Origin of the sequence: Brevibacillus sp. JB24b (assembly GCF_051713385.1) — a bacterium.
Taxonomy (GTDB): domain Bacteria; phylum Bacillota; class Bacilli; order Brevibacillales; family Brevibacillaceae; genus Brevibacillus_B; species Brevibacillus_B laterosporus.
Genome location: NZ_JBNVQV010000001.1, coordinates 176,876 through 203,640 on the forward strand (window position 1 = coordinate 176,876; position 26,765 = coordinate 203,640).

General features: G+C 43.1%; 35 protein-coding genes. 34 read left to right on the forward strand and 1 reads right to left on the reverse strand.

Features of this window, described 5'->3' with window-relative positions:
• The first annotated feature begins 165 nt into the window (after positions 1-165).
• From rpoB to ACQV1I_RS00955, 8 genes are all read left to right on the forward strand, one after another.
• The gene (gene rpoB, locus ACQV1I_RS00920) at positions 166-3,702 is read left to right on the forward strand and encodes a DNA-directed RNA polymerase subunit beta (protein WP_094701820.1); all 3,537 of its coding nucleotides are present in this window, start codon (positions 166-168) and stop codon (positions 3,700-3,702) included.
• Positions 3,703-3,732: 30 nt separating this feature from the next.
• Entirely contained in the window at positions 3,733-7,350 is a 3,618-nt protein-coding gene (rpoC, locus tag ACQV1I_RS00925; protein WP_094701819.1) for a DNA-directed RNA polymerase subunit beta', read from the forward strand.
• A 165-nt stretch (positions 7,351-7,515) separates the two neighbouring features.
• Positions 7,516-7,770 (forward strand): 50S ribosomal protein L7ae-like protein, encoded by a 255-nt coding sequence (locus tag ACQV1I_RS00930; protein ID WP_018673904.1) that lies wholly within the window; start codon positions 7,516-7,518, stop codon positions 7,768-7,770.
• A 118-nt stretch (positions 7,771-7,888) separates the two neighbouring features.
• On the forward strand, positions 7,889-8,311 hold the full coding sequence (gene rpsL / locus ACQV1I_RS00935; RefSeq protein WP_018673903.1) for a 30S ribosomal protein S12: 423 nt from the start codon (positions 7,889-7,891) through the stop codon (positions 8,309-8,311).
• A gap of 51 nt (positions 8,312-8,362) precedes the next feature.
• Positions 8,363-8,833 (forward strand): 30S ribosomal protein S7, encoded by a 471-nt coding sequence (rpsG, locus tag ACQV1I_RS00940; protein ID WP_003333802.1) that lies wholly within the window; start codon positions 8,363-8,365, stop codon positions 8,831-8,833.
• A 69-nt stretch (positions 8,834-8,902) separates the two neighbouring features.
• Complete coding sequence (gene fusA / locus ACQV1I_RS00945; RefSeq protein ID WP_116335302.1) at positions 8,903-10,981, forward strand: elongation factor G; 2,079 nt, start codon at positions 8,903-8,905, stop codon at positions 10,979-10,981.
• A gap of 162 nt (positions 10,982-11,143) precedes the next feature.
• Positions 11,144-12,334 carry an elongation factor Tu gene (tuf, locus tag ACQV1I_RS00950; protein WP_018673901.1) on the forward strand — a complete coding sequence of 397 codons (1,191 nt, stop codon included), beginning with the start codon at positions 11,144-11,146 and terminating at the stop codon, positions 12,332-12,334.
• Positions 12,335-12,480: 146 nt separating this feature from the next.
• Positions 12,481-13,404 (forward strand): DMT family transporter, encoded by a 924-nt coding sequence (locus ACQV1I_RS00955; protein WP_116335301.1) that lies wholly within the window; start codon positions 12,481-12,483, stop codon positions 13,402-13,404.
• Between the two features lie 48 nt (positions 13,405-13,452).
• Here ACQV1I_RS00955 and ACQV1I_RS00960 read toward each other — a convergent pair whose 3' ends face one another.
• On the reverse strand, positions 13,453-13,857 hold the full coding sequence (locus tag ACQV1I_RS00960) for a globin (RefSeq protein WP_116335300.1): 405 nt from the start codon (positions 13,855-13,857) through the stop codon (positions 13,453-13,455).
• A 261-nt stretch (positions 13,858-14,118) separates the two neighbouring features.
• Here ACQV1I_RS00960 and rpsJ point away from each other — a divergent pair, with 261 nt between their 5' ends.
• The 26 genes from rpsJ to rpmJ all read left to right on the forward strand — a co-directional run bounded on the left by rpsJ (position 14,119) and on the right by rpmJ (position 26,748).
• Entirely contained in the window at positions 14,119-14,427 is a 309-nt protein-coding gene (gene rpsJ / locus ACQV1I_RS00965) for a 30S ribosomal protein S10 (RefSeq protein ID WP_003333796.1), read from the forward strand.
• 148 nt (positions 14,428-14,575) lie between these two features.
• Positions 14,576-15,202 carry a 50S ribosomal protein L3 gene (gene rplC / locus ACQV1I_RS00970; RefSeq protein ID WP_018673898.1) on the forward strand — a complete coding sequence of 209 codons (627 nt, stop codon included), beginning with the start codon at positions 14,576-14,578 and terminating at the stop codon, positions 15,200-15,202.
• Between the two features lie 17 nt (positions 15,203-15,219).
• Complete coding sequence (gene rplD, locus ACQV1I_RS00975) at positions 15,220-15,843, forward strand: 50S ribosomal protein L4 (RefSeq protein WP_018673897.1); 624 nt, start codon at positions 15,220-15,222, stop codon at positions 15,841-15,843.
• Positions 15,843-16,133 carry a 50S ribosomal protein L23 gene (gene rplW, locus ACQV1I_RS00980; RefSeq protein ID WP_003333793.1) on the forward strand — a complete coding sequence of 97 codons (291 nt, stop codon included), beginning with the start codon at positions 15,843-15,845 and terminating at the stop codon, positions 16,131-16,133. The genes rplD and rplW overlap by 1 nt, the downstream gene beginning before the upstream one ends.
• 33 nt (positions 16,134-16,166) lie before the next feature.
• Positions 16,167-16,997 carry a 50S ribosomal protein L2 gene (rplB, locus tag ACQV1I_RS00985; protein WP_018673896.1) on the forward strand — a complete coding sequence of 277 codons (831 nt, stop codon included), beginning with the start codon at positions 16,167-16,169 and terminating at the stop codon, positions 16,995-16,997.
• Between the two features lie 53 nt (positions 16,998-17,050).
• A complete protein-coding gene (gene rpsS, locus ACQV1I_RS00990; protein WP_018673895.1) occupies positions 17,051-17,332 on the forward strand; it encodes a 30S ribosomal protein S19 in 282 nt (93 codons plus the stop codon).
• A 30-nt stretch (positions 17,333-17,362) separates the two neighbouring features.
• Positions 17,363-17,695 (forward strand): 50S ribosomal protein L22, encoded by a 333-nt coding sequence (gene rplV, locus ACQV1I_RS00995; RefSeq protein WP_018673894.1) that lies wholly within the window; start codon positions 17,363-17,365, stop codon positions 17,693-17,695.
• Between the two features lie 13 nt (positions 17,696-17,708).
• Positions 17,709-18,371, forward strand: coding sequence for a 30S ribosomal protein S3 (gene rpsC / locus ACQV1I_RS01000; protein WP_003333788.1), 663 nt, complete (start codon positions 17,709-17,711; stop codon positions 18,369-18,371).
• A gap of 2 nt (positions 18,372-18,373) precedes the next feature.
• Positions 18,374-18,808: a 50S ribosomal protein L16 gene (rplP, locus tag ACQV1I_RS01005; RefSeq protein WP_018673893.1), complete on the forward strand. Its 435-nt coding sequence runs from the start codon at positions 18,374-18,376 to the stop codon at positions 18,806-18,808.
• Positions 18,798-18,995, forward strand: a complete 198-nt coding sequence (gene rpmC, locus ACQV1I_RS01010; RefSeq protein ID WP_003333786.1) for a 50S ribosomal protein L29 — start codon at positions 18,798-18,800, stop codon at positions 18,993-18,995. The genes rplP and rpmC overlap by 11 nt, the downstream gene beginning before the upstream one ends.
• Before the next feature lie 22 nt (positions 18,996-19,017).
• A complete protein-coding gene (gene rpsQ / locus ACQV1I_RS01015) occupies positions 19,018-19,284 on the forward strand; it encodes a 30S ribosomal protein S17 (RefSeq protein WP_018673892.1) in 267 nt (88 codons plus the stop codon).
• Between the two features lie 59 nt (positions 19,285-19,343).
• Positions 19,344-19,712 carry a 50S ribosomal protein L14 gene (rplN, locus tag ACQV1I_RS01020; protein WP_003333784.1) on the forward strand — a complete coding sequence of 123 codons (369 nt, stop codon included), beginning with the start codon at positions 19,344-19,346 and terminating at the stop codon, positions 19,710-19,712.
• A 48-nt stretch (positions 19,713-19,760) separates the two neighbouring features.
• Positions 19,761-20,075 carry a 50S ribosomal protein L24 gene (gene rplX, locus ACQV1I_RS01025; protein WP_094701816.1) on the forward strand — a complete coding sequence of 105 codons (315 nt, stop codon included), beginning with the start codon at positions 19,761-19,763 and terminating at the stop codon, positions 20,073-20,075.
• A 26-nt stretch (positions 20,076-20,101) separates the two neighbouring features.
• Complete coding sequence (gene rplE / locus ACQV1I_RS01030) at positions 20,102-20,644, forward strand: 50S ribosomal protein L5 (protein WP_003333782.1); 543 nt, start codon at positions 20,102-20,104, stop codon at positions 20,642-20,644.
• 24 nt (positions 20,645-20,668) lie between these two features.
• The gene (locus tag ACQV1I_RS01035) at positions 20,669-20,854 is read left to right on the forward strand and encodes a type Z 30S ribosomal protein S14 (protein WP_003333781.1); all 186 of its coding nucleotides are present in this window, start codon (positions 20,669-20,671) and stop codon (positions 20,852-20,854) included.
• A gap of 27 nt (positions 20,855-20,881) precedes the next feature.
• Entirely contained in the window at positions 20,882-21,280 is a 399-nt protein-coding gene (gene rpsH / locus ACQV1I_RS01040; RefSeq protein ID WP_018673890.1) for a 30S ribosomal protein S8, read from the forward strand.
• 30 nt (positions 21,281-21,310) lie between these two features.
• Positions 21,311-21,847 (forward strand): 50S ribosomal protein L6, encoded by a 537-nt coding sequence (gene rplF / locus ACQV1I_RS01045; RefSeq protein ID WP_018673889.1) that lies wholly within the window; start codon positions 21,311-21,313, stop codon positions 21,845-21,847.
• Between the two features lie 33 nt (positions 21,848-21,880).
• Positions 21,881-22,243, forward strand: a complete 363-nt coding sequence (gene rplR, locus ACQV1I_RS01050; protein WP_018673888.1) for a 50S ribosomal protein L18 — start codon at positions 21,881-21,883, stop codon at positions 22,241-22,243.
• A 29-nt stretch (positions 22,244-22,272) separates the two neighbouring features.
• Entirely contained in the window at positions 22,273-22,770 is a 498-nt protein-coding gene (gene rpsE, locus ACQV1I_RS01055) for a 30S ribosomal protein S5 (protein ID WP_018673887.1), read from the forward strand.
• Between the two features lie 16 nt (positions 22,771-22,786).
• Positions 22,787-22,975 (forward strand): 50S ribosomal protein L30, encoded by a 189-nt coding sequence (gene rpmD / locus ACQV1I_RS01060; RefSeq protein ID WP_018673886.1) that lies wholly within the window; start codon positions 22,787-22,789, stop codon positions 22,973-22,975.
• 31 nt (positions 22,976-23,006) lie between these two features.
• A complete protein-coding gene (gene rplO / locus ACQV1I_RS01065; protein ID WP_003333776.1) occupies positions 23,007-23,447 on the forward strand; it encodes a 50S ribosomal protein L15 in 441 nt (146 codons plus the stop codon).
• On the forward strand, positions 23,447-24,742 hold the full coding sequence (secY, locus tag ACQV1I_RS01070; RefSeq protein ID WP_018673885.1) for a preprotein translocase subunit SecY: 1,296 nt from the start codon (positions 23,447-23,449) through the stop codon (positions 24,740-24,742). The genes rplO and secY overlap by 1 nt, the downstream gene beginning before the upstream one ends.
• Before the next feature lie 108 nt (positions 24,743-24,850).
• Positions 24,851-25,495, forward strand: a complete 645-nt coding sequence (locus tag ACQV1I_RS01075; protein ID WP_094701838.1) for an adenylate kinase — start codon at positions 24,851-24,853, stop codon at positions 25,493-25,495.
• A 6-nt stretch (positions 25,496-25,501) separates the two neighbouring features.
• Entirely contained in the window at positions 25,502-26,248 is a 747-nt protein-coding gene (map, locus tag ACQV1I_RS01080) for a type I methionyl aminopeptidase (protein ID WP_094701814.1), read from the forward strand.
• Between the two features lie 136 nt (positions 26,249-26,384).
• Positions 26,385-26,603 carry a translation initiation factor IF-1 gene (gene infA, locus ACQV1I_RS01085; RefSeq protein WP_003333772.1) on the forward strand — a complete coding sequence of 73 codons (219 nt, stop codon included), beginning with the start codon at positions 26,385-26,387 and terminating at the stop codon, positions 26,601-26,603.
• A 31-nt stretch (positions 26,604-26,634) separates the two neighbouring features.
• Positions 26,635-26,748: a 50S ribosomal protein L36 gene (rpmJ, locus tag ACQV1I_RS01090; RefSeq protein ID WP_003333770.1), complete on the forward strand. Its 114-nt coding sequence runs from the start codon at positions 26,635-26,637 to the stop codon at positions 26,746-26,748.
• Positions 26,749-26,765 lie beyond the last annotated feature (17 nt).

Below are 26,765 nucleotides of genomic sequence, written 5' to 3' on the forward strand. Positions count from 1 at the left end.
TTATCAAAAATGAGGTTAAATGGTTAACCCATTTTTATTTTTGTGTCTTCAGCGTCTGGCGTTATATTACTAGATGCTTTCCGTTTTCCTAAATTAAGAGGGAAGACATGTTGCGGTCAACATCTAACTAAAGGGTGTTGCAACAAATAGTGAGGGGTGAATGAGTTGGCAGGTAAACTGGTCCAGAGCGGTAAGCACCGCCAGCGTCGCACGTATTCTCGAATCAACGAAGTACTGGGACTACCTAACCTAATCGAAATTCAGCAAAAATCTTACCAATGGTTTTTGGATACTGGTTTAAGAGAGATGTTCCAAGACATTTCGCCAATCCAAGACTTTACTGGTAATTTAGTGCTGGAGTTTATTGATTACAGTCTTGGTGAGCCTAAATACGGCGTAGACGAGTCGAAGGAACGTGATGTAACGTATGCTGCTCCATTGCGTGTTAAAGTACGTCTTCTAAACAAAGAGACGGGCGAAGTGAAGGAGCAAGAAGTCTTTATGGGAGATTTCCCACTGATGACAGAAACGGGTACCTTCATTATAAATGGAGCGGAGCGCGTTATTGTCAGTCAGCTCGTTCGTTCCCCTAGTGTTTACTATAACACTAAAATTGATAAGAACGGTAAACAGACTTTCAGCGCTACTGTTATTCCGAACCGTGGAGCATGGCTTGAACTTGAAACCGATGCGAAAGATATCATTTATGTGCGTATCGATCGTACTCGTAAAATTCCAGTTACAGTGTTACTACGTGCTTTAGGTTTTGGAACTGATAAAGATATTCTAGACCTTTTGGGTCATGATGAGAAATTCGTAAATAATACGCTTGAAAAAGATAACACCGATTCTACTGAGAAAGCTTTGATTGAAATCTATGAGCGTTTGCGTCCAGGTGAACCACCTACTGTAGAGAACGCGAAGAGCTTATTGATTTCTCGCTTCTTCGATCCAAAGCGCTATGATTTAGCTTCAGTAGGTCGCTATAAAATGAACAAAAAGCTCCATATTAAAAATCGCCTATTTAACCAACGTCTTGCTGAGACGCTGATTGATACAACAACAGGTGAAATCATTGCAGAAGCAGGTCAAATTATTGATCGTCGTGTAATGGAAAAAATTCTACCTATGTTGGAAGGTGGCGTAAACTATGTGGACGTACGTACACATGGTGGAGTTCTAGAAAACGAAACGATTACTCTTCAATCTATAGATATCTTTGATGAAGAAGGTAAAGTAGTTAAGATTATCGGTAATGCTAATATTGATATGTCTGTAAAGCATATTACTCCAGCAGATATCGTTTCCGCAATTAACTATTTTATTAACTTACTTCATCGCATAGGTACTACAGATGATATTGACCATTTGGGTAACCGTCGTCTACGTTCTGTAGGTGAATTGTTACAGAACCAATTCCGTATTGGTCTTTCTCGTATGGAACGTGTGGTTCGTGAACGCATGTCCATTCAAGACCAAAATCAAATTACTCCGCAGGCTTTGATTAACATCCGTCCTGTAATCGCGGCGATCAAAGAGTTCTTTGGTAGCTCCCAGCTTTCACAGTTCATGGATCAGACGAATCCGCTTGCTGAATTAACACATAAACGCCGTTTGTCCGCATTGGGGCCTGGTGGTTTGACACGTGAACGCGCTGGTTTCGAAGTGCGAGACGTGCATCACTCTCACTATGGACGTATGTGTCCGATCGAGACTCCAGAGGGACCAAACATCGGTTTGATCAACTCCCTGTCTACTTTTGCTCGTATTAATGATTACGGCTTTATTGAAACACCTCGCCGTAAAATTAATCCTGAAACAGGAGTTGTATTAACTGAGATTGATTATTTGACAGCTGATGAAGAGGATGTATATAACGTAGCTCAGTCGAATCAGCCATTAGCTGAAGATGGTAGATTTGCAAACGAGATGGTTATTTGCCGCCGTAAAGGTGAAATCCTTAACGTACCTCGCGATAAAGTAGACTTTATGGATATCTCTCCTAAGCAGGTTGTATCGGTTGCGACAGCGTTGATTCCGTTCCTTGAGAACGATGACGCCAACCGTGCTCTGATGGGATCAAACATGCAACGTCAGGCCGTTCCTTTGCTAATTCCTCAAGCTCCGTTCGTAGGAACTGGTATGGAACATAAAGCAGCGCAAGACTCCGGTGTTGCAGTTGTTGCGAAATGGCCTGGAAAAGTAGAGCGTGTAACAGCTCGTGAAGTAACTGTAAGACGTTATATAGAGGTTGACGGTAAACAAGTTGCTGGAGACCTAGATAAATATAAAATGCACAAATTCATTCGTTCTAACCAAGGGACTTGCATTAACCAGCGCCCGATTGTACAACCTGGTGATATTATTGAAACAGGTGATATTATCGGTGATGGTCCGTCTACGGAGAAGGGTGAATTGGCACTTGGTCGCAACGTTATCGTAGCGTTTATGACTTGGGAAGGTTATAACTACGAGGATGCGATCTTGTTAAGTGAAAAACTGGTTAAAGATGACGTCTACACGTCGATCCATATTGAAGAATATGAATCAGAAGCACGTGATACGAAATTAGGACCAGAAGAGATTACTCGCGATATTCCGAACGTAGGGGAAGAGGCGCTGAAGAATCTTGATGAACGTGGTATCATTCGCGTGGGTGCTGAGATCCGCGATGGCGATATCCTTGTTGGTAAAGTAACGCCTAAGGGTGTAACAGAACTGACTGCGGAAGAGCGTCTATTGCATGCGATCTTTGGTGAAAAGGCACGAGAAGTTCGTGATACCTCACTACGTGTACCGCACGGTGGATCTGGTATCATTGTCGATGTAAAAGTATTTACTCGCGACAATGGCGATGAATTGCCTCCAGGTGTTAACCAACTAGTGCGTGTATACATTGCTCAAAAACGTAAGATTTCCGTTGGAGATAAGATGGCCGGTCGACATGGTAACAAAGGGGTTATTGCCCGTATCATGCCGGAAGAAGATATGCCGTTCCTACCAGATGGATCGCCAGTTGAGATTGTATTGAATCCACTGGGTGTACCATCGCGTATGAACATCGGTCAGGTACTTGAAACACATTTGGGTATGGCTGCTAAATTGTTGGGTATTCACGTAGCGACTCCTGTTTTCGATGGTGCGCGTCAAGATGATGTTCTTGATACACTTGAAGAAGCTGGATTAGACCGCGACGGTAAAACCCTCCTATATGATGGCCGTACAGGTGAATCATTCGATCGCCGTGTAACAGTAGGTTGCGTGTACATGCTGAAACTGGCTCACTTGGTTGACGATAAGATTCATGCTCGTTCAACTGGACCATACTCTCTTGTTACGCAACAACCATTGGGTGGTAAAGCTCAATTCGGTGGTCAGCGCTTCGGGGAGATGGAGGTATGGGCGCTTGAAGCATACGGTGCCGCATATACTCTGCAAGAGATCCTCACCGTTAAATCTGACGATGTTGTTGGTCGTGTGAAAACGTACGAAGCGATCGTTAAAGGTGAAAACGTACCAGAACCTGGAGTTCCAGAATCATTCAAAGTATTGATTAAAGAACTTCAAAGCTTAGGTATGGACGTAAAAATCCTCTCTGGAGACGAGCAGGAAATTGAAATGCGCGAAACAGATGATGAGGATGAAGGAACTGGAGAAAAGTTAAATCTCTTACCTGAAAGCATAGGCGCACAAGATGAGTAAGATTCCGGTACAAGAGGGAGGTAACGCCCTGTGATTGACGTCAATAATTTTGAATATATGAAGATTGGTTTAGCTTCTCCCGATAAGATCCGTTCGTGGTCTTTCGGGGAAGTTAAAAAACCTGAAACAATTAACTACCGTACCCTGAAACCTGAAAAAGATGGTTTGTTCTGTGAACGTATTTTCGGACCAACCAAGGATTGGGAATGTCATTGCGGTAAATACAAGCGCGTTCGTTATAAAGGTGTGGTTTGTGATCGATGCGGCGTTGAGGTAACTCGTGCAAAAGTGCGTCGTGAACGTATGGGGCATATTGAGCTTGCTGCTCCTGTTTCCCACATCTGGTATTTCAAAGGTATCCCTAGCCGTATGGGTCTGGTACTGGATATGTCTCCTCGTTCCCTTGAGGAAGTTATCTACTTCGCTTCTTATGTAGTAGTAGATGCGGGAGATACTCCTTTGGACAAAAAACAACTTTTGTCTGAAAAAGAATACCGTAACTATCGTGAAAAATATGGTCAATCCTTCCAAGCAGCGATGGGTGCTGAAGCAATTCGTCGCTTGCTGGCTGAAATTGACCTTGAAAAAGAAGTAAGCACTCTGAAGGAAGATTTAAAAACCGTGCAGGGTCAACGCCGCACTCGTGCGATTAAACGTCTAGAGGTATTGGAAGCGTTCCGTAACTCTGGTAATCGCCCTGATTGGATGGTACTTGACGTATTGCCTGTAATTCCTCCAGAATTGCGTCCGATGGTACAGTTGGATGGTGGACGTTTTGCGACATCTGACCTAAATGACTTGTATCGTCGTGTTATCAACCGTAACAACCGTCTAAAACGCCTACTTGAACTTGGCGCACCAGACATTATCGTACAAAATGAAAAACGTATGCTACAAGAAGCAGTGGATGCGTTGATTGATAACGGTCGTCGTGGACGTCCTGTTACTGGTCCTGGTAACCGTCCATTGAAATCTTTGAGCCATATGCTTAAAGGTAAGCAGGGTCGTTTCCGTCAAAACCTTTTGGGTAAACGTGTTGACTATTCTGGTCGTTCCGTTATCGTAGTAGGACCGAACTTGCGTATGTACCAATGTGGTCTGCCTAAGGAAATGGCGTTGGAACTCTTCAAGCCTTTCGTAATGAAGGAGCTTGTAGCAAAAGGCCTAGCTCACAACATCAAGAGCGCGAAACGTAAAGTTGAGCGCGTACAACATGAAGTATGGGACGTTCTAGAAGAGGTAATCAAAGAGCATCCTGTATTACTAAACCGCGCACCTACCTTGCACCGTTTGGGTATTCAAGCATTTGAACCGGTATTGGTAGAGGGACGCGCAATTCGTCTGCATCCGCTCGTATGTACAGCTTATAACGCTGACTTTGATGGTGACCAGATGGCGGTCCACGTACCATTGTCTGCAGAAGCACAAGCTGAAGCTCGTATCTTGATGCTTGCTGCACAAAACATCTTGAACCCGAAAGATGGTAAACCAGTTGTTACACCTTCTCAGGATATGGTGCTTGGTTCTTACTATCTGACTTTGGAGCGTAAAGGTGACGTGGGAGAAGGTTCTATCTTCCGCGATCCAGCCGATGCAATTGCAGCTTATGAAAATGCGTACATCACTTTGCAAACGCGTATTCTTATTCCGGCGAAGAGTTTGAGCAAAACGTCGTTTACGGAACAACAACATGAGTCATTGCTAGCTACTACAGTAGGGAAAGTAATCTTCAACGAGATTTTCCCTCCAGAGTTGCCTTACATCAATGCTCCTACAAGAGACAACCTTCAGAACCAAGTATCTGATGAGTACTTTATGTTCGAAAAGGGCCAAGATACTAATAATTTTATTCAGAATTTGAAGGATCCTGGTGCTGTGAAAAAAGGCTTCTTGGGAACAATCATTGCTGAATGTTTCCGCCGTTTTGGAACAACCATGACATCTGAAATTCTTGATAAGATTAAAGAGTTGGCCTTTAAATATTCGACGAAGGCTGGTATTACGATCGCCGTTGCGGATATCGTAGTTCCATCCGAAAAACAAGCAATCCTTAGTTCTGCTGACGAAAAAGTAAGTGCGGTAATGGCGCAATTCCGTCGTGGTTTAATTACCGAAGATGAGCGTTATGATCGTGTTATCTCAATTTGGTCAAAAGCAAAGGATGAAGTAACCGAAGTTCTCATGAAATCCATGGATCAATTCAATGCGATTTACATGATGGCTAATTCCGGTGCCCGTGGTAACGTATCCCAGATCACTCAGTTAGCTGGTATGCGCGGTTTGATGGCGAATCCATCAGGTCGAATCATTGAGTTACCAATCAAATCCAACTTCCGTGAAGGTCTAACGGTATTGGAATACTTCATCTCTACGCATGGTGCGCGTAAAGGTTTGGCCGATACAGCCCTGCGTACAGCTGACTCAGGTTACTTGACTCGTCGTCTAGTAGACGTAGCGCAAGACGTTATCGTTCGCGAAGAAGATTGCGGAACAGATAAAGGTATTCGCGTGAGCGCTATTAAAGATGGTAAAGAAGAAATCGAAAAACTGTCTGATCGTTTAGAAGGCCGTACTTGCTTTGAAACAGTACGTCATCCTGAAACGGGTGAAATTCTTGTTCATCGTAATGAGGAAATTACTGAAGACATGGCGGAATATATCGTAAAACTTGGCATTCAAGATGTTTACATTCGTAACGTACTTGCTTGCCGCACAAGCCACGGTGTCTGCAAACGTTGCTATGGCCGCAACTTGGCTACAGGAGCAGAGGTAGAAATCGGGGAAGCAGTTGGTATTATCGCTGCACAATCCATTGGTGAGCCAGGTACACAGTTAACAATGCGTACTTTCCATACCGGTGGGGTAGCAGGAGACGATATCACGCAAGGTTTACCGCGTATTCAAGAGTTGTTTGAGGCGCGTAATCCTAAAGGTCAAGCGGTTATTACGGAAATCGACGCGGAAGTAATCAGCATCCGTGAAGATAAAGACAAACGAATCATCGAAGTGCGTGGTGAAGCTGAGAATAAAGAATACGCTGCTCCATATGGCTCACGTATTAAAGTTACTCTTGGTCAGAAGCTAAACGCTGGTGATGAGTTGACAGAGGGTTCCGTAGACCCGAAAGAAATGCTGAAAGTACGCGGACAACGCGGTGTATCCAACTACATCTTGCAAGAGGTTCAAAAAGTTTACCGTATGCAAGGGGTAGAAATCAACGACAAGCACGTAGAGGTAATGATTCGTCAAATGCTTCGTAAATTGCGTGTAATTGATAGTGGAGAAACTGATCTGTTGCCAGGTTCTTTCGTGGAAGTGCATGAATTCGAACTTGCAAATGCAAAAGTTCTTATGTCTGGCAAGAGTCCAGCAGTTGGACGCCCAGTGTTGCTTGGTATCACAAAAGCATCCCTGGAGACAGATTCCTTCTTGTCTGCAGCATCCTTCCAAGAAACAACACGTGTTCTTACAGATGCGGCGATTAAGGGTAAAGTAGATAAGCTTCTTGGATTGAAAGAGAACGTAATTATTGGTAAGCTGATCCCAGCTGGTACCGGTATGAACCGTTATCGCAATTCAAGACTCTTAAATCGTGAACAAGCAGAAGGTAACACTGACATGCTAGAAGCTGTTTCAGTAGAGTCCTAGTTTGCTATATAGATAGAGAGGCGCTTCCTCCTTGGGGAAACCGCCTCCTTATCTATTTAATAGGAAATAATTTTTTATAGAATCATAGGTTGACTTCTATAAGAATAGCTGGTATGATACTTGAGTGTGCCTGATAACTCAATTACTTTGGAGGATATGATCATCATGTCTTATGAAAAAGTAGAGTGGGCAAAGGAGTTAACGATCGGTATTAATCAAACTACCAAAGCGATCGAACACGGACTTGTTGAGGAAGTGTTTTTGGCTAAGGATGCAGATAGACGTTTAATACAAAGGATCGCACTTCTATGTAAAGAGAAGGGTGTTCCCGTCAACTTTGTTGATTCCATGAAGCGTTTAGGTAAAGCGTGTGGAATACAAGTTGGGGCAGCCGCTTGTGCAATAAAAAAAAGTGGTTAAGTTATGTTTTTGTTGAAGAACAGTGCGTTTTTCTGGCAAAGGCATCTTATTTTGCCCATAAGTGATTCACCTGGATCTGTGGTCTTACACTAAAGAATGAGGAAGGAGGAAAAAGATCATGCCTACAATTAACCAATTAGTGCGCAAAGGTCGTAAAGATAAAGTCGTAAAGTCTAAGTCCCCAGCTCTACAAAAAGGGTACAACAGCTTTAAGAAATCTCAAACGAACCAAAGTTCACCTCAAAAACGTGGTGTATGTACTCGTGTAGGTACAATGACACCTAAAAAACCGAACTCCGCCCTTCGTAAGTATGCTCGTGTACGTTTAACTAACGGAATCGAGGTTACAGCTTACATCGGAGGTATCGGTCACAACCTTCAAGAACATAGTGTTGTACTAGTTCGTGGTGGTCGTGTAAAAGACTTACCAGGGGTACGTTATCATATCGTACGTGGTGCGCTTGATACAGCGGGTGTTAACAACCGTATGCAATCTCGCTCCAAGTATGGTACAAAACGTCCGAAACCTGCAAAAAAATAATCACATTGCGTGATTACCTTATAATAACTCTAGGAAAAGGAGGGAAACTTGATGCCGCGTAAAGGTCCAGTTGCTCGACGCGACGTATTGCCAGATCCAATTCATAACAGCAAGTTGGTTACTCGTTTAATCAACCGTTTGATGTTGGATGGTAAGCGTGGAGTTGCGCAAAATATCCTATATAACTCGTTTGACATCATTCAAGAACGTACAGGACGCAACCCTATGGAAGTGTTCGAAGAAGCTCTTAAAAACATCATGCCTGTACTTGAGGTAAAGGCTCGCCGTGTAGGTGGTGCTAACTACCAAGTACCTATCGAGGTTAAACCTGAGCGTCGTACGACTCTTGGTCTTCGTTGGTTAGTTAACTACGCTCGTCTTCGTGGTGAAAAAACTATGGAACAGCGTTTAGCTAGCGAAATTATGGATGCAGCAAACAGTACTGGTGCAGCTGTTAAAAAACGTGAGGATACTCACAAAATGGCTGAAGCAAACAAAGCGTTTGCACACTATCGCTGGTAGAATGCAAAGCGGGTGTCTTCTGGATACCCGCATATTCTCACATATGAGTATGGAAGGAGCAATTCCTAAATGGCTCGCGAATTCTCTCTAGCGAATACGCGTAATATCGGTATCATGGCACACATTGATGCCGGTAAAACGACAACAACCGAGCGTATTCTTTTTTATACCGGTCGCGTTCACAAAATCGGTGAGACACACGAAGGTGCCGCAACGATGGACTGGATGGAACAAGAACAAGAGCGCGGTATTACAATCACCTCTGCTGCTACGACTGCTCAATGGAATGGTCACCGCATCAACATCATCGATACTCCTGGTCACGTAGACTTCACAGTTGAAGTTGAACGTTCTCTGCGCGTACTTGATGGTACTGTTGCGGTTTTTGACGCGAAAGGCGGCGTAGAGCCACAGTCTGAGACTGTATGGCGCCAAGCAGACCGTTATGGCGTACCACGTGTTTGTTACGTGAATAAAATGGATATCATGGGTGCTGATTTTGATATGTGTTTAGATCAAATCAAAGAGCGTCTAGGTGCTAACCCAGTAGCTATCCAATACCCAATTGGAGCTGAAGATAATTTCACAGGTATCGTTGATCTTGTTGAAATGAAAGCTCATATCTATATTGATGACTTGGGTAAAACTTCTGAAACTACCGAGATTCCTGCTGAATTGAAAGATAGATGCGAAGAACTTCGCATGAAACTTGTTGAAGCAGCTGCGGAACAAGATGAAGAACTAATGATGAAATACCTTGAAGGAGAAGAGTTAACGATTGAAGAAATCAAAGTTGCTCTACGTAAAGGTACCATCGCAGTTAATCTAGTCCCTGTTCTTTGTGGTTCTTCTTATAAAAACAAAGGTGTTCAATTGATGTTGGATGCAGTAGTTGACTACTTGCCAGCTCCAATTGACGTACCAGCAATTAAAGGTACTCTTCCAGAGAGTGACGAAGTAGTAGTTCGTGAATCCGATGACAATGGTCCGTTCTCTGCTCTTGCATTTAAGATCATGACTGACCCTTACGTTGGTAAACTTACTTTCTTCCGCGTATACTCTGGTACACTTGCTTCCGGTTCTTACTTGCTTAACTCTACTAAGGGTAAACGCGAGCGTATCGGACGTATCCTACAAATGCACGCTAACCACCGCGAAGAGATCCCTATGGTTCACTCCGGTGACATTGCAGCAGCTGTAGGTTTGAAGGATACTACAACTGGGGATACTTTGTGCGATGAGAAGTCGCCAGTTATCCTTGAGTCTATGGTATTCCCTGAGCCAGTTATTCACGTTGCTATCGAACCAAAATCTAAAGCAGACCAAGATAAGATGGGTATTGCCCTTTCTAAACTTTCTGAAGAGGATCCAACGTTCCGTACGCACACAGATGAAGAAACAGGACAAACCATCATCGGTGGTATGGGTGAGCTTCACCTTGATATCATCGTTGACCGTATGAGACGCGAATTCAAGGTAGAAGCTAACGTGGGTGCTCCACAAGTAGCTTACCGTGAAACATTCCGCGGAACTGCTAAAGTTGATGGTAAATTCGTACGTCAATCTGGTGGTCGTGGTCAATACGGTCACGTTGTGGTTGAGTTCTCTCCACTTGAGCCAGGTCAAGGCTTCATGTTTGAGAACAAGGTTGTCGGGGGTGCGATTCCTCGTGAATACATCCCAGCAGCTCAAGCAGGTATTGAAGAATCCATGAAAAATGGTGTTCTTGCAGGTTTCCCACTTGTTGACATTAAAGCTGTTCTTCTAGACGGTAGCTACCATGATGTAGACTCCTCTGAGATGGCGTTTAAAGTTGCAGGTTCCTTGGCACTTAAAGAAGCAGCTAAGAAATGTGGAGCTGTTCTTCTTGAGCCAGTTATGAAAGTAGAAGTTACTGTACCTGAAGACTACATGGGTGACGTAATGGGTGACATCAACTCTCGTCGTGGACGTATCGAAGGTATGGATGCTCGTGCAAATGCACAGGTTATCCGTGCAATGGTTCCACTTTCTGAGATGTTTGGTTACTCTACAGTATTACGCTCCCGTACACAAGGTCGCGGTCAGTACTCTATGCAAATCGACCACTACGAAGAAGTACCAAGAAATATTTCTGAGGAAATCATCAAGAAAACTAAAGGTGAATAATCAGCATTTATTTTTTGAGAATTTACTTCTAGTGTAGATTTCTCTCTTTATCTTCAAAGAAGAAAGGTTTACAATATTGTTTGGTTACTACCAATTTCATGTAAACCTTTCTCTCTATACTTATCATAAAAACCTTTAATCTTTAAGGAGGCATATATTCTCATGGCAAAAGCAAAATTTGAGCGGAATAAACCCCACGTTAACATTGGTACTATCGGTCACGTTGACCATGGTAAAACAACTCTAACAGCTGCTATCACTACTGTTCTTGCAGTAACTGGTGGAGCAACTGCTATGGATTACGGTAGCATCGACGCTGCTCCTGAAGAGCGCGAGCGCGGTATCACAATCAACACTGCACACGTTGAGTACGAAACAGCTACTCGTCACTATGCACACGTTGACTGCCCAGGCCATGCTGACTATGTTAAAAACATGATCACTGGTGCTGCACAAATGGACGGAGCGATCCTAGTAGTATCTGCTGCTGACGGTCCAATGCCACAAACTCGTGAGCACATCCTTCTTTCTAAACAAGTAGGTGTACCTTACATCGTAGTATTCATGAACAAATGCGACATGGTTGACGATGAAGAGTTGCTAGAACTAGTTGAAATGGAAATCCGTGACCTATTATCTCAATATGAGTTCCCAGGTGACGATACTCCAGTAATCAAAGGTTCTGCTAAAGAAGCTTTGGACAATCCAAATGGCGATTGGGCTAAGAAAATTCTTGAGTTGATGGAAGCTGTTGATTCTTACATCCCAACTCCAGAACGTGCTACTGACAAACCTTTCTTGATGCCTGTAGAGGACGTATTCACAATCACTGGTCGTGGTACAGTTGCTACTGGTCGCGTTGAGCGCGGTGTTATCAAAGTTGGTGACGCTATCGAAATCATCGGTCTTCAAGAAGAAACTCGCAACTCTACTGTAACAGGTGTTGAGATGTTCCGTAAGCTTCTTGATCAAGCTGAAGCAGGCGATAACATTGGTGCTCTTCTACGTGGTGTTGAGCGTAAAGACATCGAGCGTGGACAATGTCTAGCTAAACCAGGTTCTGTTAAACCTTACACTAAATTTAAATGTGAAGTTTACGTTCTATCTAAAGAAGAAGGTGGACGTCATACTCCATTCTTCGCTAACTACCGCCCTCAGTTCTACTTCCGTACAACTGACGTAACAGGTATCGTTCAATTGCCAGAAGGCGTTGAAATGATCATGCCTGGCGATAACACTGAGTTCACTGTTGAACTTATCGCTCCAGTTGCAATGGAACAAGGTACTCGTTTCGCGATTCGCGAAGGTGGCCGTACAGTAGGCGCTGGCGTAGTATCTACTATCGTTGAATAGTTTTTACTTGATATAAAAACCCGAGGATATTCTCCTCGGGTTTTTTGTATGCTAAGTAAGCAATTCTTTACAACCACGACTATAGTCAAATAATTATCTACCTGTTACAATACCATTCATACTTTTACTTGAGGAGTGGAACAGAAGTGGGAAAGAAAGATTCATACATCTATGTCATACTAACTTCCGTAGTATGTTTCTGGGGACTTAATGTAGTAATGGTGAAATACCTGTCTTTTTTTCCTCCAGTGGTCATTGCAGCAATTCGAATGCTGATCGCAGCAATCGTGTTAACACCAATTCTTTTTGTTAAGAAGAAAGAAAAATGTAAACTCTCAGTAAAACAATGGTTGTTTATAGTAGCAATCGGTTCCACATCAATTGCTTTGCATCAGATTCTTTTAGCTTGGGGACTTCAACATAGTACGGCTGGAAGCTCCTCATTAATCTTGGCATTAAATCCATTAGCCACTACCTTATTAGCAGCCTTGTTGTTGGGTGAAAAATTAAGTATTCGCAAAGGTATGGGCATTTTACTGGGTTTTACTGGTGTGATTATTGCAGTTACATCAAAAGGGGATGGACATATATCTTTTGGGTTGGGTGAAATTATTATTTTTGGTTCTATGCTCATGTATGTAGCAGGTGGATTGTTTGTAAGAGGAGCTAAGTCAACTGGCTTGCCTGTGTGGGAGCTGACTGCGTATTCTCAATGGATCGGTGCTATTATTTTAGCGGTCTTAAGTATAGGAATTTATCCCACATCTATTTTTCAGGAGATGAATACCAGTTGGTTTACCTGGTTTGTGATTTTTTGTTCAGGAGGTATTTCCAGTGGACTCGGCTCTTTAGGGTGGAATTATGGCATTCAAAAGATTGGAGCAAGTCAAACTTCCATCTTTTTGAATGGCATGCCAATAGCGAGTTTGCTTTTTGCTGCTTGGCTTATAAATGAGCCACTTACTTATTTAGCTATAGTCGCTTTATTATGTACGATTGCGGGAGTTTATCTTGGGTCTACTTCGCGTTCCGTAAAAATTCTTGTATGTAATAAAAGGAGAGAAGTTTAGGCAAAGTTTCATGTGTTAAAACTTTATATCATATAGAAGAAGGAACGCCTACGAAGACGTTCCTTCTTGTTGATTCCAATGATTGATCATATGATGTGCTGTTAAAGTAAGACGTTCAAAAATCTGAGACTTCATCGGTTCATCGATCTTAGTATGATCTAGAGCTTGTTCTATACAAAGAAGCCAAGCTCCTGCTCTTTTAGGAGTAATTTCAAAAGGCAGGTGGCGTGCTCGAAGCATCGGATGTCCATGCTTTTCAGAATAGAGAGAAGGTCCACCAAGAAATTGTGTAAGGAACAAATATTGCTTTGCTTTTACTTCTGTAAGATCCGCTGGAAAAATAGGAATTAAGTCTTCATGCTTGGCAACCAAATCATAGAAGTGATTTACTAGTTTCTTAAGGGTGGGAGCTCCTCCAATTTGGTCATAAAGGCTTCCAGTCTTTTCAATCACATGAAGGCTCCTTTCTATTGTATAATAGCAAAAGTCGTAACCCGCATAACTCTATTATACTTGTTTGATTAGAAAATCATAGGAATTACAAAAAAAACTTGCAATGCCTATATTTATTTAGTAAAATAGTGAATGTTGGTCATGGACTTGCGATGATGCGGGAGGTTGCTGACACACCCGGCTCCTTTGCCATTGCTGGGGTGCAGGATATTTTCGCGGAGAAATGTCCGTTATAATATGGGCGAAAAAGGAGGGACTACAATGGCAAAACAAAAGATTCGTATCCGATTGAAAGCATATGATCATAAGATTCTAGATCAATCAGCAGAAAAAATCGTAGAAACTGCGAAACGTTCCGGTGCAAATGTATCTGGTCCGATTCCACTTCCTACTGAGAAAGCTGTGTACACAATTCTTCGTGCGGTTCATAAGTATAAAGATTCTCGTGAGCAATTCGAAATGCGTACGCATAAGCGTCTAATTGATATCTTGAATCCAACACCACAAACGGTTGATGCACTAATGCGTTTGGATCTACCATCTGGTGTTGACATTGAGATTAAGCTTTAATCTCTACCTAGAGAATGACACGCTAGCTAGCGTTGTCTTGATGAGTACGGAAGTTAAAGGATTCTTCATATAGCTCCCCTGCTCGTCAGTAGGGACTTGATACAACAAAGGTCATTTTATGAAAATGTTAATGTAGGAGGTGGCACAAATGACCAAAGGAATCTTAGGAAGAAAACTTGGAATGACTCAAGTCTTCGCTCAAAATGGTACAGCGACTGCTGTAACTGTAATCCAAGCAGGTCCTTGCGTAGTTCTTCAAAAGAAGGATCAAGCAACTGATGGATATGAGGCGATTCAGATCGGTTTCGACGATAAGAAAGATCATCGTGCGAACAAACCTGAAAAAGGACATGCAGCTAAAGCTAACACTGCACCTAAGCGCTTCATCCGTGAAATCGACGGAATTAACCTCACAGAATATGAGGTAGGTCAAGAACTTAAAGCTGATATTTTTGCCGCAGGAGAGTTTGTAGACGTGTCCGGCGTGACAAAAGGTAAAGGTTTTGCAGGTTCTATCAAGCGCCACAACCACGCTCGTGGTCCAATGGCTCACGGTTCCCGTTACCATCGTGGACCAGGTTCCATGGGTTCTATCGCAGCTAACCGTGTATTCAAAGGTATGAAATTGCCTGGTCAAATGGGTGGCGAAAACGTAACAATCCAAAATCTTGAGGTTGTTAAAGTTGACACAGACCGTAACTTGATTCTTGTTAAAGGTTCCATACCTGGACCTAAAAACAGCTACGTAGTCGTGCGTACGGCTGTCAAGAAATAAGGAAAGGAGGAACTGACATGCCAAAAGTAGCTCTTTATAACCAAACAGGTGCGCAAGTAGGCGACATCGAATTGGCTGAAGCTGTATTCGGTATCGAACCAAACAACGCTGTACTGTTTGATGCAATCGTTATGCAACAAGCTTCTCAACGCCAAGGTACTCACGATGTAAAAAATCGTTCTGAAGTACGTGGTGGTGGACGCAAACCATGGCGTCAAAAAGGTACTGGTCGTGCACGCCAAGGATCTATTCGCTCTCCTCAATGGAAAGGCGGCGGCGTAGTATTCGGACCTACACCTCGTAAATACGGATATAAGCTAAACCGTAAAGTTCGTCGTTTGGCTCTTAAATCCGCTTTATCTACAAAAGTACAAAACAATGAATTGTTAGTACTAGATGCTTTGACTATGTCTGCTCCTAAAACTAAGGATTTTGCTGGTATTCTTTCTAGCTTGAAAGTTGACCGTAAAGTTCTAATCGTAACAGCAGACTATGATCAAAACATCGCTCTTTCTTCTCGCAACATCCCAGGTGCTAAGTGCATTGATGCTGCTGGCGTTAACGTTCTTGACCTAGTTGCACATGATAAAGTAATCGTGACTAAAGAAGCGGTTGCTAAAGTAGAGGAGGTGCTCGCATAATGAAGAGCCTTCACGATGTTATCAAGCGCCCTATCATTACTGAGCGCACCACCGATATGATGGCTGATAAGAAGTACGTTTTCGAAGTACCGATGAAAGCCAACAAAACGGAAATCAAACAAGCTATTGAGAAAGTTTTCGGCGTAAAAGTTGAAGCAGTTAACACAATTCGCGTTGCTGCAAAACCTAAACGCTATGGTAAATATGCTGGATACACTTCTGAGTGGAAAAAAGCAATCGTTAAATTGACTGCTGATAGCAAAGAGCTAGAATTCTACGAAGGTATCTAAGTTCGACGACTTTCTATAAGGAGGGAATAAGGAATGGGTATCAAGAAGTTTAAACCGACTTCTCCGAGTCGTCGCCAAATGACGGTTTCTACCTTCGAAGAGATCACAACCTCCACTCCGGAGAAATCTCTTCTACAACCGCTTAACAAAAAAGCTGGACGTAACAACCAAGGTAAGATTACTGTTCGTCATCAAGGTGGCGGCCATAAGCGTAAATATCGTGTTATCGATTTCAAACGTAACAAAGATGGTATCGTAGGTCGCGTAGCTACTATCGAATACGATCCAAACCGTTCTGCAAACATCGCGTTAATCAACTACGCTGATGGTGAAAAGCGTTACATCATCGCTCCACATGGTTTGAAAGTTGGAGATGAGATTGTATCTGGCGCAGATGCAGACATCAAAACAGGTAACTGCTTACCACTTGTAAACATTCCTGTTGGTACAACAATTCACAACATCGAGTTGAAACCAGGTAAAGGTGCTCAGTTGGTACGTGCAGCTGGTACATCTGCTCAATTGCTAGGTCGCGATGGTGAATTCGTAATCGTACGTCTAGGTTCTGGTGAAACTCGTCGTATCCACAACGTGTGCCGTGCTACAATCGGTCAAGTTGGTAACTTGGATCATGAGTTGATCAACATCGGTAAAGCTGGTCGTAAGCGTTGGTTGGGCGTACGTCCTACTGTTCGCGGTAGCGTAATGAACCCTAACGATCACCCACACGGTGGTGGTGAAGGTCGCGCTCCTATCGGTCGTAAAGCACCAGTTACTCCTTGGGGTAAACCTGCATTGGGTCTTAAGACTCGTAAGAAGAAAAACAAGAACGATAAATACATTATCCGTCGCCGTAAGAAGTAAGATCGGATAATACAATAAACCGAACGCCTTTGGCGAAGGGAGGTTTCTGAACTATGGGTCGTAGCTTGAAGAAAGGTCCTTTCGTGGACGACCACTTGATGAAAAAGGTTGATGCTTTGAACGAGAAAAGCGAGAAGAAAGTTGTTAAAACTTGGTCACGCCGTTCTACAATCTTCCCTGATTTTATCGGTCATACATTCGCTGTATACGATGGTCGTAAACATGTTCCTGTATACGTGACTGAAGATATGGTCGGACACAAATTAGGTGAATTCGCACCTACTCGTACCTTCAGGGGTCACGTCGACAACGACAAAAAATCCAAGAAGCGCTAATTATTCTCTTCATAGAGGGGAGGTACAATCATGGAATCCAAAGCAGTTGCTCGTAATATTCGAATCGCGCCTCGTAAAGTGCGTCTAGTTATCGATCTAATCAGAGGCAAGAAAATTGGAGAAGCTCTAGGTATTTTGAAACACACTCCTAAAGCAGGTTCTCCAGTAGTAGAGAAGCTTTTAAACTCTGCGATTGCTAATGCTGAGCATAACTACAACATGGATATTGAAAACCTTGTTGTTGGTCAAATTTTCGTTGATCAAGGTCCTACCTTGAAACGATTCCGTCCACGTGCAATGGGTCGTGCTAGCCGTATTCATAAGCGTACGAGCCACATTACAGTGGTACTAAACGAAAAATAAGGAGGGAAATTGAGTGGGACAAAAGGTAAGTCCGGTCGGTCTGCGAGTTGGCGTAATTCGTGACTGGGAATCCAGATGGTATGCTGATAAGGACTTCGCAACTTTGTTGCATGAAGACCTTCACATTCGTAAATACATCAAAGGTCGTCTTAAAGACGCTGCTGTATCTACTGTTGAAATCGAACGCGCTGCAAATCGCGTAAACGTAACAATTCACACTGCTAAGCCTGGTATGGTTATCGGTAAAGGTGGATCTGAAGTTGAAACACTTCGTAAAGCTCTTTCCCAACTTACTAGCAAGCGTGTTCACATCAATATCAACGAGATCAAGAAACCTGATCTTGACGCTACTCTTGTAGCTGAAAACATTGCTCGTCAATTGGAAAACCGTATTTCTTTCCGTCGTGCACAAAAGCAAACAATCACTCGTTCTTTGCGTGCAGGTGCGAAAGGTATCAAAACACTTGTTAGTGGTCGTCTAGGTGGAGCTGATATCGCGCGTTCTGAAGGTTACAGCGAAGGTACTGTACCTCTTCATACATTGCGTGCTGACATCGACTATGGTACAGCTGAAGCTCACACTACTTATGGCCGCATCGGTGTAAAAGTATGGATCTACCGTGGTGAAGTTCTTCCTACTAAGAAGAACGTTGCACGAGTGGAAGGAGGCAAGTAAACATGTTGATGCCTAAACGCGTGAAGCATCGTAAACAACATCGTCCGAAGTTGTCCGGTAACGCTAAAGGCGGTACAACTGTTGCTTTCGGTGAATATGGCCTCCAAGCTCTTGAACCAGCTTGGGTAACGAATCGTCAAATCGAGGCAGCACGTATTGCGATGACACGTTATATCCGTCGTGGCGGTAAAGTTTGGATTAAAGTTTTCCCAGACAGACCGATTACACAAAAACCTCTAGAAGTCCGCATGGGTTCTGGTAAAGGTTCCGTTGAAAAATGGGTTGCTGTAGTTAAACCAGGTAAAGTTATGTTTGAACTTGCTGGTGTATCTGAAGAAGTAGCGCGTGAAGCTATGCGTCTTGCTATGCACAAACTACCTGTAAAGTGTAAGTTTGTTAAGCGCGAAGAAGTGGGTGGTGACGCACATGAAGGCTAATGAATACCGCAATCTAACCACTGCCGAGATCGAACAAAACGTTTCTTCTTTGAAAGAAGAATTGTTCAACCTTCGTTTTCAATTAGCTACTGGCCAATTGGAAAACACGGCTCGTATTAAGCAAGTGCGTAAGGATATCGCATGCGCGAAAACTATCCTACGCCAACGTGAATTAGGAATCGGCTAATATAAGGAAGGAGGTTCCAACGATGACCGCACAACGCAATTTGCGTAGAACGCTGGTAGGTCGTGTAGTATCAGACAAAATGGACAAAACCATTGTTGTTCTGGTTGAAACCTACAAAAAACATACGTTGTATGGTAAGCGTGTGAAGTACTCTAAAAAGTTCAAAGCACACGATGAAAACAATACAGCTAAAATCGGTGATATCGTAGAAATTATGGAAACTCGTCCGCTTTCTAAGGACAAGAGATTCCGTCTTGTAAAAGTAGTACAAGAAGCTGTCATTGTATAAGATAGCTTAATATATGATAGACTCGGATAAAACATCACATCCGAAGGGAGTGACTCAGAATGATCCAAACTCAATCCAGACTAGCAGTTGCTGACAACTCTGGTGCTAAAGAATTAATGTGCATTAAGGTTCTTGGTGGATCTGGCCGCAAGACAGCTAATGTAGGCGACATTATCGTTTGCTCTGTCAAAGCTGCTACACCCGGAGGAGTTGTCAAGAAAGGTCAAGTAGTTAAGGCTGTTATCGTTCGTACAGTTAGTGGCGTACGTCGTAACGATGGTTCTTACATCCGCTTCGACCAGAATGCAGCGGTAGTTATCAAAGATGATAACTCTCCACGTGGTACACGTATCTTTGGACCGGTTGCTCGTGAGCTTCGTGAAAAAGACTTCATGAAGATCATCTCTCTGGCTCCTGAGGTTATCTAAATTAACGTAACAAATCTGTATTTTGTTCGATAGGAGGTGCACCCAGCGATGCACGTAAAAAAAGGCGATATGGTTATCGTTACTGCGGGCAAAGACAAAGGTAAAAAAGGTCAAGTATTGGCTGCTTTACCTAAAAAAGACCGTGTATTGGTAGAAGGTATTAATCTTGTGAAGAAGCATGCTCGTCCTTCTCAAGCGAATCCACAAGGCGGAATCGTAACACAAGAAGCTGCCATTCACGTTTCTAATGTCTCTCTAATTGACCCTAAATCAGGAAAACCTACCCGCGTAGGTTACCAAGTATTAGAGAACGGTAAAAAAGTTCGGGTTGCGAAAAAATCTGGCGAAGTAATCGATAAGTAGTCAGGTCGGAAAGGAGGTTGTCTTAAATGGCAGCAAGATTGAAAGATAAGTACTTGCAGGAAATCGTTCCTAGCTTGATGACTAAGTTTAACTATAAAACTGTCATGCAAGTTCCTAAAGTAGAGAAAATCGTTATCAACATTGGTGTTGGTGAAGCAGTTGCTAACGCAAAAGCTATCGATACAGCCATTGAAGATTTACAATTAATCGCTGGTCAAAAGCCAATTGTTACTCGTGCGAAGAAGTCTATCGCTGGTTTCAAATTGCGTGAAGGTATGCCGATCGGTGCGAAGGTAACACTTCGTGGTGAGCGTATGTACCAATTCCTCGATAAATTGATGAACGTATCTCTACCACGTGTTCGTGACTTCCGTGGTATTTCATCCAAAGCTTTTGACGGTCGTGGAAACTATACTCTTGGTCTTAAAGAACAATTGATTTTTCCAGAGATCGAATACGATAAAATTGATAAGGTTCGCGGTATGGATATCGTAGTTGTAACATCTGCGAAAACTGATGAAGAAGCTCGTGAACTTCTGACTCAGATGGGTATGCCATTCCGTAAATAAACCCTATCGTAAGGAGGGACAATTGTGGCAAAGAAATCTATGATCGTGAAGCAACAGCGTGATCCAAAGTTTAAAGTTCGTGCGTATACTCGTTGCGAACGTTGCGGTCGTCCGCACTCTGTGCTTCGCAAATTTAAACTGTGCCGTATTTGCTTCCGTGAATTGGCTTACAAAGGCCAAATTCCAGGTGTAAAGAAAGCCAGCTGGTAATATAGACGGGAAGGAGGTTTTTCTCTCATGGTAATGACTGATCCAGTTGCTGATATGCTAACTCGCGTCCGCAATGCGAACATGGTTCGCCACGAGAAAGTTGAAATTCCTGCATCTAACTTGAAGAAGGAAATTGCTCGTCTTTTGAAAGAAGAGGGCTTTATCCGTGATGCAGAATTTATCGAAGACAACAAGCAAGGAATCATTCGTTTGTTCCTTAAATACGGGGTTAACAACGAACGTGTTATCACTGGCCTGAAACGTATCAGTAAGCCAGGACACCGTGTTTATGCAAACAACAATGAAATTCCTCGTGTATTAGGCGGACTAGGTGTCGCTTTGATCTCTACTTCCAAAGGTGTTATGACTGACAAACAAGCTCGTCAAGCACATGTTGGTGGAGAAGTACTAGCTTATATTTGGTAATCTTAGATTTACGCACAGGAGGTGCAAGTCATGTCGCGTGTCGGTAAAAAACCGATTACGGTTCCTGCAGGCGTTACTTTAACTCTGAACGGTACAGAGTTGACAGTAAAGGGCCCTAAGGGTACTCTCGTTCGTAACTTTCATCCGGACATCAAAATCAACATTACTGAATCTGAAGTAATCGTTGAACGTCCGTCTGACAATAAACTTCATCGTTCTCTCCATGGTACTACTCGTGCCTTGGTTTCGAACATGGTTGTAGGTGTATCTGAAGGCTTCACTCGTACACTTGAACTAGTAGGTGTAGGTTATCGTGGAGCTAAGTCTGCTAACGGTGTAACTCTTTCTCTAGGTTTCTCTCACCCAGTTGAGGTAACTCCTGAACAAGGAATCGAATTAGAACTAACTAACCAAACAACATTAGTTGTTAAAGGTATCGATAAAGAGCGTGTAGGCCAAGTGGCTGCTGAAATTCGTTCTCTACGTAAACCTGAGCCATACAAAGGTAAAGGTATTCGTTACAGCAACGAAGTTGTTCGTCGTAAAGAAGGTAAAAAAGGTAAATAAGCCGCATAGTTTCATCAGAAAGGAGGCCGCTTAATGTTTACGAAAAACGATAAAAACAAAGCACGGAAAAAACGTCAACTGCGTATTCGTAAGCGTGTAATGGGTTCTGCTGCTCGTCCACGTTTGAACGTTTTCCGTTCTTCTAAGCATATCTATGCTCAGTTAATCGATGATGTAGCAGGTACAACTCTTGCATCTGCATCTTCACTTGATAAAGAGCTTAACTTAAATAACGGTTCTAATACTGAAGCAGCAACTGCTGTTGGTAACTTGATCGCAGCACGCGCTCAAGAAAAAGGTCTCACTGAAATCGTCTTTGACCGTGGTGGTTACTTGTACCATGGACGTGTTAAAGCACTAGCTGATGCAGCACGTGAAGCTGGTCTGCAATTCTAAGAGACAATAAGATATAAGGAGGGAAAAGAATGCGTATCGACGCTAGCAAATTAGAGCTAGAAGAAAGAGTCGTCGCTGTTAACCGCGTAGCAAAAGTGGTTAAAGGTGGTCGTCGCTTCAGCTTTAGCGCACTAGTAGTAGTAGGCGACAAGAACGGCCATGTTGGCTCTGGTATGGGTAAAGCCCAAGAAGTACCGGACGCTATTCGTAAAGCAATTGATGACGCGAAGAAAAACATGATTCGCGTACCTTTAAAAGGAACTACCATCCCTCACCAAGTTTTGTGCCATTTCGGTTCTGGCCGTGTATTGATCAAGCCAGCTTCTGAAGGTACAGGAGTTATTGCGGGTGGACCAGTTCGTGCGGTACTTGAACTTGCAGGTGTAGGTGACGTGTTGAGTAAGTCTTTGGGTTCTAACAACCCAATCAACATGGTTAGCGCTACTCTTGAAGGCCTTAGCCGTCTGAAAACTGCTGAAGACGTAGCTAAACTTCGCGGAAAAACTGTCGCAGAACTTTTAGGATAGAAGGAGGGAAAGGGACATGGCGAAATCATTACAAATCACGCTAAAACGTAGCCTAATCGGTCGTCCGGCTGACCAGAAGGAAACGGTGAAAGCCCTTGGCCTTCGCAAAATCCGTCAAACAGTAGAAAAAGAAGACAACGTAGCAATGCGTGGTATGATTTTCAAAGTTAAACATCTTGTAGATGTAAAGGAAATCGGAGAATAAGCTACAGATTGATAGTGAGGAGGTGCAACCTATGAAATTGCATGAACTTAAACCAGCAGAAGGATCCCGTCATGAACGTAAACGTCTAGGACGTGGTATCGGTAGTGGAACTGGTAAAACAGCTGGTAAAGGTCACAAAGGTCAAAATGCTCGTTCTGGTGGTGGCGTACGCCCAGGATTTGAGGGTGGTCAAAACCCATTATTCCGTCGTTTACCTAAACGTGGCTTCCACAACATCAACCGCAAGGAGTTTGCAATCGTATCTCTAGATGCGTTGAATCGCTTTGCTGAAGGTACAGTGGTTACACCTGAGTTGCTTAAAGAAACAGGAGTTATCAGTGCTCTTCGTGATGGAGTGAAGGTTTTGGCTAACGGTGAATTAACAGTGAAGCTTACAGTAAAAGCTCACAAATTCTCTGGTGCTGCTGCTGAAAAGATTGCTCAAGTCGGTGGAACCACTGAGGTGATCTAATGTTAGGATCTTTTTCTAACATCTTTAAGATAGGCGACCTGCGTCGAAAGGTGTTTTTCACTCTTTTGATGCTTGTCGTCTTCCGAATTGGAACCCACGTTCCTGTGCCTAACATCAATGTTGATTTACTTCAAGGTAATACCAACAATTTTGTTGGTCTTCTGGATACATTCTCTGGTGGTGCATTGAAAAAATTCTCTATCTTCGCGATGGGTATTATGCCATACATCACTGCTTCGATCATTATGCAGCTTCTTTCCATGGATGTGGTTCCGAAGTTTACGCAATGGTCGAAGGAAGGAGAAGTGGGACGTCGCAAAATTGCGCAGGTAACACGCTACGGTACGATTGTTCTTGGATTTATCCAATCACTTGGTATGACCTATGGTTTTAACCGAATGATGAACGGATTAGTTACTGACACATCTTGGAGCAGCTTTTTGTTAATTGCTTTGACTCTAACAGCAGGGACTGCTTTTTTGCTGTGGTTAGGTGAGCAAATTACCGAAAAGGGCATTGGTAATGGTATTTCCATTATCATCATGGCGGGTATCGTCGCCAATATACCTGGTGGGATTCATACAATCTATGAGATGCAGTTTAATAATCCCAACTCGCAAGTTTTCTTTGGAGTTATTAAAATCTTACTGATTCTACTAGCGATTCTATTGCTGGTTGTAGGAATTATCTACATGCAACAAGGCTTGCGTAAGATTCCTGTACAGTATGCGAAACGTGTTGTAGGACGTAAGATGTTTGGTGGACAGTCTTCTCATATTCCACTAAAAGTCAACTCAGCAGGGGTTATTCCGGTAATCTTCGCTGTGTCGCTAGTAGTGTTCCCGTCAACAATCGCTAGTTTCTGGGTAAAACCGACTGGTGAAGGAATTGCTAACTGGATTTATAACAACTTCCAGGTTAGTTCTCCGCTTGGCATGACGCTTTACGCGGTGTTAATCATTGGCTTTACGTTCTTCTATACATTTGTTCAGATGAATCCTGCTCAAATGGCAGAAAATATGAGAAAGAATGGCGGTTACATTCCTGGAATTCGCCCTGGTACTAACACCGAGGTATATATTACTCGTACATTAACTCGCCTAACGTTCGCCGGTGCTATATTCCTGACTATCATCTCGCTATTGCCTTTCGCATTTAGTAAGATGTTTGGATTGCCTAACTCGATTTATATCGGTGGTACATCCATCTTGATTATGATTGGGGTTGTTCTCGACACCATGAAACAAATCGAGAGCCAGCTTATACAGCGTCATTACAAAGGCTTCATTAAATAACGAGTATAATAATCACCTCTGAACCTCCTAATGGGAGAGGATCTGGTGCAGAAAGAGTTCTTTAAGGAATTCCTTAAGATATCTTTCGTAAGTGGACGGGGGATGGACATGAATATAATTTTGATGGGTCTTCCTGGAGCTGGTAAAGGCACACAGGCAGAACGTATCGTAGAAACCTTTAACATCCCGCACATCTCTACCGGAGATATGTTCCGGGCTGCTATTAAGAACCAAACTCCTCTAGGAATGGAAGCAAAGTCCTATATGGATAAAGGTAACTTAGTACCAGATGAGATTACGATCGGCATTGTGCGGGAACGTTTAAGTAAAGATGATTGTGCAAAAGGATTTCTTCTCGATGGTTTTCCGCGCACAGTTCCCCAAGCTGAAGCATTAAGCTCCATGCTAAAAGAACTGGGACGTGAACTTGACCACGTGATTAACATCGAGGTTCGCCGCGAGTTGTTAATTGAACGTCTTACTGGTCGCTGGATCTGCCCAACTTGCGCTGCGAGCTACCACACAGTGTTTAACCCACCTCAAGTGGATGGAATCTGTGATAAAGATGGCAGCAAGCTATTCCAACGAGATGATGACAAAGCAGAAGTAGTAACACAACGTTTAGATGTTAATATTTCTCAGGCTAATCTTTTGGTTGATTACTACTCCAAAGAGGGTATCTTGCGTACAATCAATGGGGAACAAGATATCAACAAGGTGTTTGAAAATATTGCCGCGTTATTGCGAGGGTAAGCGATAATGATTAATATAAAGTCAAAAGCTGAACTTGAGATTATGAGGGAAGCTGGCCGAATTGTCGCTTTAACTCACCAACAGCTGGCAAACTTCATAAAGCCGGGTGTTACTACAAAGGAACTTGATGAGCTGGCCGAAACTTTTATTCGCAGTCATAATGCGATTCCGTCGTTTAAGGGCTACGGTGGGTTTACAGGCAGTATCTGTGCCTCAGTCAATGAGGAACTCGTACATGGAATTCCAGGAAAACGGACATTGCAAGAAGGGGATATCATCAGCATAGACATTGGTGCTAAGTTCCAGGGTTATCATGGTGACTCAGCCTGGACCTATGCTGTTGGTAACATCTCTTTGTATGATCAGCGCCTGATGCAAGTCACAGAAGAGTCCTTATATAAAGGTCTGGCGAAAGCAATTCCTGATGGACGCCTTTCTGATATCTCTCATGAGATTCAACTACATGCGGAAGCTGCTGGTTATTCAATTGTCCGCGAGTACGTGGGACATGGAATCGGTCAAAGTTTGCATGAAGATCCACAAATTCCTAATTATGGTTCTCCTAACAGAGGGCCAAGATTAAAGCCAGGAATGGTTTTAGCAATCGAGCCGATGGTGAATGCTGGCGAACGTTATGTCCGCACATTGGAGGACAATTGGACGGTCGTAACAGTGGATGGGAAAAAGTGTGCGCACTATGAACACACCATCGCGATTACGGAAGATGGCTATGAGATCTTGACTAGACCCTAAACGAAGGTGAACTGGAAGATTGTCGTTCAACGTGTTGACGATAAGTTTGTTCAAGTAGCCGAGAAGTTTCTCGAGGCATTATGATGATGCCAAACTCATGGTCTGACTGTATAAACAGTTGAAAGGAGACTAGCCAATGGCCAAAGACGACGTAATTGAAGTAGAAGGTACCGTCATCGAACCATTGCCAAATGCAATGTTCCGTGTTGAACTGGAAAATGGACATAAAGTATTGGCACACGTATCTGGAAAAATTCGAATGCACTTCATTCGTATTCTTCCTGGAGACAAGGTAACTGTCGAACTATCGCCTTACGATTTAACTCGCGGGCGTATTACGTACCGTTACAAATAATTTTAACCCCTAGAAAAGGGAGGCAAGAACCATGAAAGTAAGACCGTCGGTTAAACCGATTTGCGAAAAATGTAAAGTTATCCGTCGCAAAGGTAACGTTATGGTTATTTGTGAAAATCCAAAACATAAGCAAAAACAAGGATAAACTCAAGGAGGTGCTTT

What these genes read in the sequence shown, in the direction of transcription:
- ACQV1I_RS00930 (WP_018673904.1), top strand. Translation starts at nt 7,516, where the DNA reads ATGTCTTATGAAAAAGTAGAGTGGGCAAAGGAGTTAACGATCGGTATT.
- rpsL (WP_018673903.1), top strand. Translation starts at nt 7,889, where the DNA reads ATGCCTACAATTAACCAATTAGTGCGCAAAGGTCGTAAAGATAAAGTC.
- rpsG (WP_003333802.1), top strand. Translation starts at nt 8,363, where the DNA reads ATGCCGCGTAAAGGTCCAGTTGCTCGACGCGACGTATTGCCAGATCCA.
- fusA (WP_116335302.1), top strand. Translation starts at nt 8,903, where the DNA reads ATGGCTCGCGAATTCTCTCTAGCGAATACGCGTAATATCGGTATCATG.
- tuf (WP_018673901.1), top strand. Translation starts at nt 11,144, where the DNA reads ATGGCAAAAGCAAAATTTGAGCGGAATAAACCCCACGTTAACATTGGT.
- rpsJ (WP_003333796.1), top strand. Translation starts at nt 14,119, where the DNA reads ATGGCAAAACAAAAGATTCGTATCCGATTGAAAGCATATGATCATAAG.
- rplC (WP_018673898.1), top strand. Translation starts at nt 14,576, where the DNA reads ATGACCAAAGGAATCTTAGGAAGAAAACTTGGAATGACTCAAGTCTTC.
- rplD (WP_018673897.1), top strand. Translation starts at nt 15,220, where the DNA reads ATGCCAAAAGTAGCTCTTTATAACCAAACAGGTGCGCAAGTAGGCGAC.
- rplW (WP_003333793.1), top strand. Translation starts at nt 15,843, where the DNA reads ATGAAGAGCCTTCACGATGTTATCAAGCGCCCTATCATTACTGAGCGC.
- rplB (WP_018673896.1), top strand. Translation starts at nt 16,167, where the DNA reads ATGGGTATCAAGAAGTTTAAACCGACTTCTCCGAGTCGTCGCCAAATG.
- rpsS (WP_018673895.1), top strand. Translation starts at nt 17,051, where the DNA reads ATGGGTCGTAGCTTGAAGAAAGGTCCTTTCGTGGACGACCACTTGATG.
- rplV (WP_018673894.1), top strand. Translation starts at nt 17,363, where the DNA reads ATGGAATCCAAAGCAGTTGCTCGTAATATTCGAATCGCGCCTCGTAAA.
- rplP (WP_018673893.1), top strand. Translation starts at nt 18,374, where the DNA reads ATGTTGATGCCTAAACGCGTGAAGCATCGTAAACAACATCGTCCGAAG.
- rpmC (WP_003333786.1), top strand. Translation starts at nt 18,798, where the DNA reads ATGAAGGCTAATGAATACCGCAATCTAACCACTGCCGAGATCGAACAA.
- rpsQ (WP_018673892.1), top strand. Translation starts at nt 19,018, where the DNA reads ATGACCGCACAACGCAATTTGCGTAGAACGCTGGTAGGTCGTGTAGTA.
- rplN (WP_003333784.1), top strand. Translation starts at nt 19,344, where the DNA reads ATGATCCAAACTCAATCCAGACTAGCAGTTGCTGACAACTCTGGTGCT.
- rplX (WP_094701816.1), top strand. Translation starts at nt 19,761, where the DNA reads ATGCACGTAAAAAAAGGCGATATGGTTATCGTTACTGCGGGCAAAGAC.
- rplE (WP_003333782.1), top strand. Translation starts at nt 20,102, where the DNA reads ATGGCAGCAAGATTGAAAGATAAGTACTTGCAGGAAATCGTTCCTAGC.
- rpsH (WP_018673890.1), top strand. Translation starts at nt 20,882, where the DNA reads ATGGTAATGACTGATCCAGTTGCTGATATGCTAACTCGCGTCCGCAAT.
- rplF (WP_018673889.1), top strand. Translation starts at nt 21,311, where the DNA reads ATGTCGCGTGTCGGTAAAAAACCGATTACGGTTCCTGCAGGCGTTACT.
- rplR (WP_018673888.1), top strand. Translation starts at nt 21,881, where the DNA reads ATGTTTACGAAAAACGATAAAAACAAAGCACGGAAAAAACGTCAACTG.
- rpsE (WP_018673887.1), top strand. Translation starts at nt 22,273, where the DNA reads ATGCGTATCGACGCTAGCAAATTAGAGCTAGAAGAAAGAGTCGTCGCT.
- rpmD (WP_018673886.1), top strand. Translation starts at nt 22,787, where the DNA reads ATGGCGAAATCATTACAAATCACGCTAAAACGTAGCCTAATCGGTCGT.
- rplO (WP_003333776.1), top strand. Translation starts at nt 23,007, where the DNA reads ATGAAATTGCATGAACTTAAACCAGCAGAAGGATCCCGTCATGAACGT.
- secY (WP_018673885.1), top strand. Translation starts at nt 23,447, where the DNA reads ATGTTAGGATCTTTTTCTAACATCTTTAAGATAGGCGACCTGCGTCGA.
- ACQV1I_RS01075 (WP_094701838.1), top strand. Translation starts at nt 24,851, where the DNA reads ATGAATATAATTTTGATGGGTCTTCCTGGAGCTGGTAAAGGCACACAG.
- map (WP_094701814.1), top strand. Translation starts at nt 25,502, where the DNA reads ATGATTAATATAAAGTCAAAAGCTGAACTTGAGATTATGAGGGAAGCT.
- infA (WP_003333772.1), top strand. Translation starts at nt 26,385, where the DNA reads ATGGCCAAAGACGACGTAATTGAAGTAGAAGGTACCGTCATCGAACCA.
- rpmJ (WP_003333770.1), top strand. Translation starts at nt 26,635, where the DNA reads ATGAAAGTAAGACCGTCGGTTAAACCGATTTGCGAAAAATGTAAAGTT.